Consider the following 12,769-nt stretch of genomic DNA (forward strand, 5'->3'; position numbering starts at 1 on the left):
TATTCGGCTCACCAGATGAGCCGAATAGGCAAAATAATCGGCTCAGCTTCCCGGAAGACATTGCGCCTTCCGTATAACGTCAAGGCTTCATAGCCAACCAGCCTGATGGCGGGCGGGCTATGAAGCAGAAGTGCTTACTGCCAGTTGGCCGCAATCACCGATGACAACTGCTCCTTGTAAGTATCCGGCAACGTCAATTGACCAGCCGCTGGCGGCGAGAATGCTGCCATCGCGTCCACCAGGCCCTGCACCTTGCTGTCGAGCAGTGTCTTGCCATTACTGGTCTTGAACTGTTCGACATGAGTGGCAGAACCTGCGTACCAATCCTTGATTACCAGTGCATCGGAGGTTCCGATGATGCTGACTTCCAGGTTGTTGGTACCGGACACCTTGCGGAACCAGAGCTGATCGGCAGCGATGCCTTCCATGAACGAAGCAACGTCGATATTGCCGCTGGTCGAATCATTCTCGACCACCGTATCGACGCCATAGCCACGCCCCAGAATATAGGTGTCGTTACCCGCGCCACCGGTCAGGGTGTTGGCCGCAGCATTGCCACTCAGGACGTTGGCAAGGGCATTGCCCGTGCCGTTGATCGCGGACGTGCCGACCAGTGTCAGGTTTTCCAGGTTGGAACCCAAGGTCCAGGTCACGCTGGATTCGACGGTGTCGATTCCCTCGTTGGCATTCTCGGTGATGATGTCGCCGGTATTGTCCACCCCATAGGTGTCGTTACCCGTTCCACCGATGAGCCTGTCGGCCCCCGCCTTGCCATCCAGACGGTCGTTGCCTGCTCCGCCTGTCAGCGTGTTGACCGCACTGTTGCCGGTAAGGATGTTGTCCAGGGCATTGCCCGTACCGTTGAGCGCGGAGGTGCCTGTCAGCGTCAGGTTTTCCAGGTTGTTGCCCAGCGTCCAGGTCACACTGGATTCGACGGTGTCGGTTCCCTCGTTGGCATTTTCCGTGATGGTGTCGCTGGTGTTGTCCACCACGTAAGTGTCGTTACCCGCACCGCCGATGAGTCGGTCAGCACCGGCCTTGCCGTCCAGGCGGTCATTACCGGCTCCGCTCGTAAGGGTATTGATGGCACTGTTACCGGTGAGGATGTTGTCCAGCGTATTTCCCGTACCGTTGATAGCCGAGGTACCGGTCAAGGTCAGGTTCTCGACATTGGCGCCCAGGGTCAGGGTCACACTGGACTCCACGGTGTCGGTCCCCTCTGCTGCGTTTTCGATTACCACGTCGGAAGCCGAATCCACCACATAGGTGTCGTCGCCGGTACCGCCCCGCATCGTGTCGTTACCCGCGCCACCATCGAGTCGGTCATTGCCCGCATTGCCGGTCAGAGTGTCGTTGCCGGCAACGCCGCTCAGGGTATCGTTGCCCGAGCGACCGGTAAGGGTATCGGCTCCCGATGTACCGTTCAGCGTCAGGTTCTGCACGGTCACAACGATGTCCATGACATCCGAGGCCGTCAGCCCGCCCTTGTCCCTGGCAATGACTTTGACGCTCGTCTTACCGATGGCCGAGGTCGGTGCCGTACCGCTGAACTGACGGGTAGACGCATTGAATGTCAGCCAGGAAGGCAATGCGCTGCCATCCGCCAGAGTCGCGGAGTAGGTCAGCGTATCGCCGCTGTCGGGGTCGGTAAACGCGCCGCTTGGCACGGTATAGGACAAGACCGCTCCTTCTGCCACGCTCTGGTCCGCCAGCGCGTTGGCAACTCTGGGAGCCTGGTTGGGCAGGGTAACGGTCAGGTTGGCATAGGTACCGGCAGCATAGCCGTAGTTGTCCGTGCCCCACAGGATGAATTGCAGGCTTCCCACATCAGATGCCGAAGGTGTGCCGGACAGCGTCCGGGTCTTGGCATCGAATTTAAGCCAGGCGGGCACATCGGAGCCGTCCCTCATTTTCACGCTGTAGGTGATGGAGTCCCAGGCATCCGGGTCGGTAATGGTGTTTTCAGCAATGGTGTAGCTGAAAGCCGCACCCTGACTGGCCGTCAAGGACGGGACGCTGGCGTTGACTACCGGGGCTTTGTTGCTGGCAGCACGGCTCGCGACCTCCTGCAGTCTGGCCTGATCCCAGACAACTCCGTTGGCGAACTCAACCCGGTCGATCTTCTTGTCAACAGTGACGCCGTTGCTGACGGTATTGGCCGAGTAGTAACCCGACAGGGCGATCTGGTCATTGGCGCCCTTGATCTTCAGGAACAGATGTTCGCCCTGCTGGAAAGCCAGGACGTCGTTATCGCTGATCCCCAAACCGAAACGCAGCGTGTCGACTGCGCTGATAGCGTCGGTGTTGTCGATGGTGTCCTGACCATCGCCCAGGTTGAACACATAGACATCGTTGCCTGTGCCACCGGAGAGATAGTCGTTGCCCAGCAGGCCAGCCAGCACGTTATCGCCAGCATTGCCCCACAAGCCGTTGGCCAGCTCGTTGCCGGTCAGGACCAGATTCGCCGAACCATCGGAGGCCATGCGTTCGATATTGGCACCGAGCGTGTAACTGACCGTGGTGCGAATGAAATCATCACCCTCATTCGCGAGTTCGATGATCTGGTCGTTGACGTCGTCGATAGCGTAATAATCATCGCCTGCACCGCCCACCAGCACATCCGCGCCTTGCCCACCCATCAACGAGTCGTTACCGGCTCCACCCTCAAGGCGGTCGTTACCGATACTTCCGTCCAGATAGTCCGCGCCGTCTCCGCCCACCAGCAGGTCATTGCCTGCCTGGCCCCAGAGCTGGTCATCACCAGCGCCACCATAGATACGGTCATCCTGATTCCGGTAGCCGATGATTGTGTCGTTGCCGCTGGAACCCAGGGTAATGGCACGCGCCTCGACGTCCAGACCGCTGAGCACGGTGCCATCGGCAAACTTGAAGCTTTCCAGCTTGAAGTGATCGCTTGGTTCCTGATACCAGTTCTGCACCGTAATGGCATCGGTACCGTTGCTGTGACTGATGACAAGATCGTTGCCTGTGCGGGTGAAGGCCAGATCCTGAGCCCTTATCCCCTCACCGAAACGCAAGATGTCAAAGGACGGCGCAATATTGCTATAGGCCTGCTCGGCACGACGCTCGATCAACAGATCCAGGCCATCACCCAGATTGAAAAGATAGGTGTCGTCACCAAAGGAGCCGTATAGCGTGTCATCTCCCGTACCGCCGGAAAGCGTGTTTGTATTGCGAATCCAGGGATTGCTATAGGCCTCCAGAACATCATTGCCCGCACCGCCTGACAATATGTCATTGCCCTGGCCTCGCAGAATGTCCTCTCCATCTCCGCCAAGCAGTTCGCCACTGCCTTCGATCAAGTCATTTCCGGTACCGCCATCCAGCAGACCGTAGCCACGAAGTGTGTCGTTGCCCGCGCCGCCATGCAGTGTGTCAAAGCCTCCACCGCCGATCAGCAGGTCGTCGCCGTCGTCTCCATGCAGAGTGTCGTTCCCGCCACCGGCATAGAGCGTGTCATTGCCGTCACCTCCGGCCACTACGTCATCACCTTCCGCGGCATCGACATAGTCATTGCCAGCGCCCGCCTCGATCACATCATTGTCAGCGTGGCCCAGGATGGCGTCATCCTTGTCGGAGCCTTCAATGGCCTTGAGCCTGAGCGCCTCGAAATCCCAGACCATGGCATTGTCGAAGACGAACCGCCCGACCGCTGTCGCTCCGGGCTGCCCGGCCTGATAGGAGAACTGGCCCTGGATACGGAGCCGGTCGCCAGTAACCTGATGAATGACCAGCAAATCCAGGCCATCGCGGCGTAGCAGCAGGTCAGTCGGCGCTACGCCACTGAAATGCACGCTATCGCTACCGACGCTGTTGAAAATGATGTCATCGCCCCAGCCGGCACGGAGTAAATACCGATCATTGCCGCCACCACCGTCCATGCGGTCATTGCCACTGCCACCAGTGAGCACATCGTCGCCCAGACCACCCAGCAGGGTGTCATTACCGTTGCCCCCCTGCAACGTGTCGTCGCCATCACCGGCGTCGATATAATCGTTGCCCTCACCACCATCGATGCTGTCATTACCGGCACCGGCATACACCTCATCGTCGCCACCACGTGCCTCGATCAGATCGTTACCGGAATAGGCCTGGATCAGGTCAGCAGCTTCGGTGCCCTCCAGGGTCAACAGATGCAGTTGTTCCGGGCTGATGACAGCCTCAAGCCCATCTCCGTAATGCAGGTGAATGCCACCGGAGGGCGTTTCGTTGTTGAAGAAGTATGCGAGCGACAGCAAATCCTGCGGGCTGTCCGGGAAATAGACATCCAGACTTGTGCCTTTGCGACGGAACACCAGGGTTTCCAGAGGCAAGTCGGCCAGGTAAATGGTGACCACATTCTCGTAGGCATCCAGAATCAGGTCTTGACCGCCACCGCGGGCAAACAGGTAGCTGTTGGTGCCACTGCCTCCGTCAAGACGATCATTACCTTCACCGCCTGCCAGGAAATCGTCCCCGGCATCGCCGTACAGATAATCGTTGCCAGCACCGCCCTGAAGCGTGTCTCGACCAGCACCACCATTGAGGCTGTCGTCTCCAGCCCCGCCGATCAGGGTGTCATCACCGACGTCCCCATTCATCCAGTCGTTGCCGTCGCCACCATCGAGCAGGTCGTTACCTTCACCGCCGTACAGGTTGTCGTTGCCAGCCTCGCCGTACAGACTGTCGTTTCCGACACCGCCATCGAGAGAGTCCTGTCCGTCACCACCGAACAGGGTGTCGTTGCCGCCGTATCCGGCGATAAAGTCGTCACCGCCCAGACCATTCAGTACATCGTTCGAGGCATAGCCCAGCAGTTCGTCGTTACCGGCGCTGGCCTCCAGAACCTTGCGCTTGATGTCGGCAATGCCCCAGAGCGTGCCGTCGTGGAAGACGACTTCATCGACTGCCGTGCCATTGCCCGCTTCGGAGACGAAATAGCCGTTCAGACGAATGCTGTCATTGGCTGAGGTGGACAACAGGAGGTCATCACCTGCCCGCCTGGCGATAACCGATGCAGGCTCGATACCGGCTCCAAACATCAGTCGGTCACGCTTGACCTCGGTCGCATCGGCAACGTTGTCGATGACATCATGGCCATGGCCTGCCTCGAATATGTAGGTGTCACTGCCGCGGCCTCCGATCAAGGTATCGTCGCCAGTGCCACCGTTCAGCACATCATCGCCGTCGTCCCCCATCAGTACATCATTGCCAGCCCCACCGGACAGTTGATCGTTACCCCCCAGACCATGGATGTTGTCATTGCCGGCCAGCGCGTCGATGGTGTCGCTGGCCGCCGTGCCGAACACCAGATCATCCCCTTGGGTCAGGGAGTTGGAGGTCAACAACGCCAGTATCTGCTGCTGGTTCAGACTGCTTCCATCAGCCAGGCGGATTAATTCGATGGCGCCGAAATCGAGTGAACCATCAAAGTTGAAGAAGTTATCGATCTGCAATGAACCTGCATCACTGCCGTCGGCATTCCTGACATGAATCCAGACCGTCGTGACGTTGCGCGAAAACACCAGATCGCTCTGGGCAATGCCGTCTGCAAAGACGATCTGATCCAGGCCTCCCCGATCCAGAATGACGTCGTTGCCATGCCCACGCGCGAAGTGATAGCTATCATCGCCCGCATTGCCATACAGCCGATCATCCCCTCCAAGGCCGTAGAAGAGAGTCCCATAGCCCATGCCATAGAGCGTATTGTTAGCGGCTGTGCCTATGAAGCTGGAGAAGTCAAAGAAGGTGGCCAAATCGGGATTGAATGCCGCAATGGTTTCAAAGGCATCATCACGCTGGGCCCGATAAGAAGGGGAATAGGTCCCAAGATCAGTCAGTACTCTGATGACACCACGGATGCGATCATCCTGCCCGTTGGCAAGCAATACGTTCAGCTTGTCCTTTAACGCATTCCAGTCGACCGAAATACTGTGGGCGTCCGAGCCGAAGGCCGTGCGGATAATGTCCAGTTCACTGGCATATTCGGTCTGGGCCAGAATCTGCGCCGCCGTGAAACGTTTGAATTCAAGGTATTCGGCCACAAGGACCGGAGCAGCCTGGCCGTGCGGGTTGGGGTCGCGCTCCCCCCAGCACCATAGTCCCATGTAGGCATGGCCCACGAGCTTTTCCAGGGTAACAAGCTGACGCGCGTCCATCACATGGGAGTAGACCTTTTTGGGATCACGGCTGAAGGGATCGACATCCTGCGCTCCGGCCCAACGATAGATCAGGTTGTCCAGTAACTGGTCGCGGCTGGCCGCGTCGGTAGCGGATACATACTGGGCGAGCAGCGTCTTCAGTTCAGGGTCGAGCACCATGGCCTGATGCAGATCCTGCACCTTGCCAAACCCCTTGGCGTTGGCCAGGAAATAGACATCGTCAGTGAGCGCGATGTCCCCGCTGTTGACGCGCTTGGAGGCGTCAACCTTGAACCAGACGTCCGCTGCGGTCGACGCCATGCCGTTGGCCAGCATGATGGTGCTGACCTGGCGGTGCTCATGACCGTAGGCGTCGACATGGTTTGAGTCGGTGTAGCCTGTACTGATCGACACCACGCCAGCATCGGTCAGGCTTTGTAGCTCTCCGGCATCACTGGTGCCGTTGCCGTTGAGATCGCGCCAGACCTGCAACTTGGCATAGGAGGCGTCCTGGGCATTGATCATGCCGTCGCCATTGCTGTCGTATTCAGCCAGGGCTTGATAACCATTCTGGGCAGTCTGCCCATTGTTCAGCAGACTGTGGTTACCGAACAGTTCGGTACCGTTGCTGATACGGCCGTCACCATTGCGATCATGCACCAGCAGGCCGTCGTCGGGGCTGACCCAGCCGGCCATTTCGCTCAGACCGTCGCTATCGAGATCGAAATAGCTGGCACCGACCGCAAGCGTTTCAATGCCGTCGCCGTCAAGGTCGAGAACAATGGGGGAAGTACGACTTTCGGCATCGTCAGTCTCGGGAGCTTCTTCCTCTTCCTCCTCTTCGTCCTCCAGCTCCAGAGCAATGCCGAGGTCATAGTTCTTGAAAGCATTGACGGTCAGGCTGCCGTTGATGGTCAGGATGCCGTTCTTGAGCACATAAGTATTGCCGTCACCGTAATAGGTGTCTTCAGGATCTTCCTCTTTGCGCTTGCCGCCGGTGAGTCGGCGGTTCTCGAGATAGACGCCTCCGCTGCCATCAGAGTCGAAGATGACGTCATTGGACTGCGCTTTGTAGATATCGAAGCCTGCGCCTCCGTTCAGCGTATCGGAGTCGGAACTGCCTCTGTCGCCGCTTTCACTGCCTTGAAGAATGTCATTGCCATCCCCGCCTTCCAGCACGTCACTGCCATAGCCACCAATGAGTGTGTCGTTCCCGGCGCCCCCCTCAATCGTATCGTTGCCGGAGTTGCCCGAAATGTAATCGTTGCCGCCCTCTCCTCTCAGAACGTTACTTCCCGAGTTGCCCAGAATCCGGTTGTCGAGGTTATTGCCTGTTCCATTGACACTGGCAGTTCCTGTCAACTCCAGATTCTCAAACTCATCAGCCAAGCTGAACTCGACACTGGACTTGACGGTATCCGTGCCCTCACCTGCCTTTTCGACGACGGTGTCACCCTCGTCATCCACGGTATAGGTATCGTCTCCTGATCCGCCGAGCATGCGGTCAGCACCTTTACGGCCATCGAGCTTATCGTTCCCGGCACCACCGTAGAGTTCGTCGTTTGAGTAGTTTGTTCCATAAAGGGTGTCGTTACCGTTGCCAGCTATAACGGCTGCACCGTCATACATGATGAGCTCGGTGACGTTATTCAGATTGTCAGGGTCGATTACACCGCTGTTATTGATATCTTTACCGTCATAGACAACATACCGACCCTCGCTGTCTTCATAGGTAATGATATCGTTAGTCACCAGCCTTCCAAGAATGGCTGCAAACTGTGCGGCAAACCCCGGCGACCCGGTAAGAAGCAGGAGTTGATTTTCGGTTTCGATCTTTTCCTTTTCACGACTCAACGCTTCCAGCGAAGCCCAGTCAGCACTTGTAAGATTTTGCCTGTTCGTCACTGTGCCGGTAAATTTTATAGGCACTGTCCGACCGATACCGGAAGGATCGATATTTCCTACCGTTAAAGCATTTGTCACTTTGGCGAGAAGTCCGCCACCTTCATAATCGAAGTTATCGTCTACCGGTTCGACGCTGACATTGGAGATCGCTCTTGAACCGTCTTCCCCCACGTAAAACAATGCATCGGCATTGACTTGATATCCGCTGGTACCAAATACATAAGCACGCTCAGCATAGTCACTCTGATCGACGCCTCGCGTATAACCACTGACCGACATGACCCGATCAGCAGCTTTAATCCCATAAAAGTCCAGAAGTTCGGAGGTGCTGTAAGTACCTGGAGGCAGCTTTTTATCACCGTAGTCGTTACCGGCCAGAAACCTGCGTACGAACCTGAACTCCTCAATGCCCACGAAGCGCCCGGCGCCCGTGGTCATGTATTCATTCATATCAACATATACGGCATCACCCGTTGCATCTTTAGGACGGATCAGCTTTTCGTCCTTGAGATTGCCAGGAGGTGCGTCCTGATTGAAAAGGTATCTCGATACAATTTGCTCGCTGGTTGGCATACTCATCATTCACCCCCTGAATTGATCCATATTATGCTGCGCGTTCCAATTCCATTATCACCCGTCAACACCTCTCCACACCCCGATGAAACCGCCACATGGGTATGAGTAGCAAAGTCTCTGGAAATAGAACTCAACGTATTATTCCAGGCCTGCTCTTTCATCTGTTGATAGCGCTCCTCGGTTTGACTGTATTTGTCATTTCCGCAGCACTCAACATTGACGAAAGTAAAACCCACTTTATAAAAGCGGCTTCCGAATCCTCTGACTCTGTCGTAAAAACTAACCTGATCACGTAATAAAGCCGTGTCTTTTACAATCGAGACATCTCGCGAATCAGTAAACGTCGAGGAGCCACCGCGTTGGTCGTAATAGCTCACCAGAACGAACGGCTCACGGGGGTAGTCAATCCTGCGCTCTTCTCTGAAGGGCGCAAGTAATTTTATCCCGAAATTATCTTCAAAAGACCGGTCATTGTTTTTTGAGGTCTTGATTATCCGAACAGGGTCATAATACTTGGCATCGTATACAACACCTGTCTTTAGAAAATCATTACCATCATGTCTTTTGTAAAGATAACTGTTTTCGACTTCAAACCTGACCAGACTCTCAAGAAAACGCTGCCGATGCTCTTCATCACTGAGCACTTTCCCTTCCGCCAGACATAGCGTCGCATCGGTCCAGAAAAGCCGGTAAACAGCAAAACTTCCGGGTACGGCTATCAGCAAAAAGATGACGGCCAGCACAATGAATTTCAAATCGCCCCACAATGTTCTTTTATGCACTGCCATACCTGGACTTCCTGTTGAGCATTCACAGCGATGCCCGGGAAACTCTGATCCCAGGCCAATAATGGAAATGTGTAGAGCTATCGAGCTTATGCCTGCCGGTTGAGGCTGCGCTCACCTCGCAAGACTTCCAGCGCCTCGTAGGACGTGCGGGTCCAGCATTCTATCCGTTCCCTGAGCAGGTCGCTGGCCTCACGGTGTTTATCCCGGCTGTCGGCAACAAATACCTGGCCCGGTTGTTTGGCGTGCTGGACCGTCGCCAGCAGCGCCTTGCTGCGTTGCGCAGCCTCAAGCCCGAAGAAGTCCGCCAGGTGCCCTTCCATTGCGCCGGGGAGTTCCCGGTAGTTCACCGGCAGGCCGCCAAAAGCGCGGCAGTATTCAAGACCGAAGTCGAGAATCCGGCCCAGTCGCTGAGCGATGTAGTCTTCCCGGATACTGCCCTGACTTTCCCCATCAAGCGAGCTGGGGCCAATGATGCCGGGCACCATGTGCATGCCTGCACGGCGTATATGGGAAACGGCAATTTCCAGAGGCTCGCGATACACAAACATCCACGGCACATCAGGAAAGCACTCGCGCAGCAGCGGCAATTCACCGATGTTCCACGCATCCAGTTTGATCACCAGTTTCTGCTCGGTGCCGCGTCGGAGCTGGCCATAGGCGGCGAGCAGGCCACGCAGGGCCGCATTACGCAAGTCGGAATCAAGCGTGCCGCGCAGCAGTGCATCGAGCGGTGGCGGTTCGGAAATCACTATCGCTTCGTCGAGTTGCGCCAGCATCTGGCCGATCAGGGTCGAGCCGCAACGGGAAGCGTGATAAACGAAGGCCGTAGGTTCAACGGCAGGCAGTTGCCAATCACACAACACGGCAAGGGGTGTTTCACGACGGAACGCCTGATTGAAAGGCAGGCGCAGCGCTTCGTCCACCGCATCGCGAAAGAACGGCTGATCGAGTTTGCGCTCGCCAAACCAGCACCAGTCCACTCGCCACTCATGGGCTTGCTGCCAGATGCGGATGGGCAGCCAGTCTTTCAGGCTGTCCATTGTCGATTCCATCGATTGCGCCCCAGACGCATCGCAGCGCGTATGTCTTCACGACCGAAGTGCAGGCCACGTTCGGCCCCCATTTCCAGAGTACGAGCGATGAAAAGCTCGATGTCAGGCTCGGCCTGCAGGATACGGCACAGCCGGGGATCGCTCTCCAGCAAGGCCCTGAACTGTACAAAAGCTTCGGCAGCACGGCCCAGACCGGCGGGTGGCGTTGTGGATAAACCGGCTTCGATCTGCTGTTCCAGCCAGGCATTGGGTCGGCAGTCGAGCACCAGATGCACCCGCTCTTGTTGCCCCCAGTTATCGACGCTGTGAGGCCTGGCCAGATCGAGAAACCAGCACTCGCCCGCATTCATCGGGATACGTTGGCGGTCCAGCATGAAGTCCACGTCCGGTGAACTGAGCAAGGGAATGTGCAGACGACGATCAGCCTGCGGACCATCGAGGTCGTAGTCGCGGTGTTCGTGGATCCGGCTGCCCGGCCCGAGACGCAATAGGCGGGCGCTGCGAATATCCAGCGGCAGGTCGCGCAGGGCTGTGGCCCAACGTTCGTCGGTTCGCCATGGTTCCCGGAGGATGGCTTCGCCTGCGCCCGAGGATAATTCGGTCAGGGCATCGGCAGCGGAAATCAGCGCGACACCGGACCACTGCCCTTCGTAGTAACCGGCATTGAAATGCGCAGCCCAGGCCGTGTCGGCAATACGCGAAAGCGCCTGTAACAGCAGAGGCAGATCCGCTGTTACAGGCAAGCGGGAAAAGACCGGAAGCACGGATGCTTACTTGGCCTGTACTTCAGCCGCCTTCACAGGCTCGGCGATGTTACCCGCCGACCATTGGTTCTCACGGGATGCCAAGGCCCCTGCGATCACTTGAACATCGCTCGAAGGCAATTGCTCCGGCAGAGGATCAAGCCCGGCACTGGCAAAGATCTGACCATAGGCATTGCGCAGATCGGCGTAGGCCAGGTCACGGCGCAGGTCGGCTTGCAGGGTATTCAGTTCGCCCTGGATCAGGTCCAGCTCACCAATGCCTGCGGCCTTGTAGCGGTTGCGCAGTTGGCCGACGATTTCGCCGTCGATATCGGACAATTGCTGGCTGGTCTTGAACTGACGCATGGCTTCGCGATAGTTGGCGTTGGCCACGTAAAGCTGGGCCAGCACGGCAATCGACATGGCCTGACGACGTGCAGCTGCGACTTCTTCACCGGCCTTGGCAACGTCGATAGCCGCAGGCGCGGAGATCACGTTGAACAGGTTCCAGGTGACCTTGACGCCCATGTCGGCCCATTTGTCATTGACCAGGAAGGAGTTGCTGTCGTAATGGCCCCCGGCGGAGAATTCCAGGCCCGGCAGCAGGCGCAGCATGGCTTTGCGGGTTTCGGCAGAGCTGATACGGGTCTGGTAATCCTGCTCGCGCAGTTCCGGACGGGTAGCCAGGGCTTCGTGTTCCAGCACGCTCATGTCGACTTTCAGTTCCGGGATCGAGTAATCGTCCGGAGTCGCCAGGGTCAGCTCACTGCCAAGAGGCAGGTTGATCAGGGTTGCCAGTTCGGTCTTGGCCAGCGACAACGCCTTGCGCTGTTCTTCAAGCTGACGGGTCGCCTGGATCAGCGAACGCTGGTAGCTCAGTGCCTGAACCGGATCGCCGACGCGCTGCGCGCTCATTTTCTGGCTGTTGCCCTGAGCCTGCTCGACGCGGGCCATCAGGCTGTCGATCTGCTTGAGCAAACGTTCGGCGGCCACTGCACGCCAGTAGGCCGAGCGCACGTCCTGAACGATGGTGTTGACGACCTTGCGGCGGCGCTCCTGAACGATCAGGCGCTGGTCGCCCTGCTGCTTGGCGCTGATGTAGCTGACGCCGAAGTCGAGGACGTTCCAGACCATGGTGAGGTCGGCGACGCGACGGCTGCGATCCTGGGAGGTCGAGGGTTCCAGGGACTGGGTGCCAGTCTCGACACTTTCACTGCTGGAGGCGCTGACGTTGCTGCGCCCGGCGTAGCCTGCGGAAAGAGCCATGCGTGGCAGCATGTCGAAGCTGGCAAGGTCCAGCTGACGCTTGGCCAGGGCTTCTTCCATGATTTTCAGGCGGGCTTCAAGGTTGTACTTGACCGCACGAGCCATGGCCTGGTGCAGGGTCAGGGGGCCGTTCAAAGGCTCCTGATTCTTGTACATATCCTGCAGATCGCTTTGTGCGCGTTGCTCACTGACACTACGGTCGATCGGCTTGCTGGTGACAGCACAACCACTGACGACCAGCGCCAGCAGGCTGACACTGAATAACTTCTGACTTCTATTCATCCTTCGACCGCCCCTGT

5 protein-coding genes are annotated in these 12,769 nt (G+C 57.5%); all 5 read right to left on the reverse strand.

Annotation, left to right across the window (positions count from 1 at the left end; genetic code table 11):
* Positions 1 to 134 precede the first annotated feature (134 nt).
* Positions 135 to 8,624: a calcium-binding protein gene (locus KQP88_RS22985; RefSeq protein ID WP_253950520.1), complete on the reverse strand. Its 8,490-nt coding sequence runs from the start codon at positions 8,622 to 8,624 to the stop codon at positions 135 to 137.
* Positions 8,624 to 9,409, reverse strand: coding sequence for a hypothetical protein (locus tag KQP88_RS22990; protein WP_253950521.1), 786 nt, complete (start codon positions 9,407 to 9,409; stop codon positions 8,624 to 8,626). The genes KQP88_RS22985 and KQP88_RS22990 overlap by 1 nt, the downstream gene beginning before the upstream one ends.
* An 86-nt stretch (positions 9,410 to 9,495) precedes the next feature.
* On the reverse strand, positions 9,496 to 10,449 hold the full coding sequence (locus KQP88_RS22995; RefSeq protein WP_216704273.1) for a sulfotransferase family protein: 954 nt from the start codon (positions 10,447 to 10,449) through the stop codon (positions 9,496 to 9,498).
* On the reverse strand, positions 10,437 to 11,225 hold the full coding sequence (locus KQP88_RS23000) for an aspartyl/asparaginyl beta-hydroxylase domain-containing protein (protein ID WP_253950522.1): 789 nt from the start codon (positions 11,223 to 11,225) through the stop codon (positions 10,437 to 10,439). The genes KQP88_RS22995 and KQP88_RS23000 overlap by 13 nt, the downstream gene beginning before the upstream one ends.
* Before the next feature lie 6 nt (positions 11,226 to 11,231).
* On the reverse strand, positions 11,232 to 12,752 hold the full coding sequence (locus KQP88_RS23005; RefSeq protein ID WP_216704274.1) for a TolC family protein: 1,521 nt from the start codon (positions 12,750 to 12,752) through the stop codon (positions 11,232 to 11,234).
* Positions 12,753 to 12,769 lie beyond the last annotated feature (17 nt).

Source organism: Pseudomonas lijiangensis (assembly GCF_018968705.1).
Lineage (GTDB): Bacteria > Pseudomonadota > Gammaproteobacteria > Pseudomonadales > Pseudomonadaceae > Aquipseudomonas > Aquipseudomonas lijiangensis.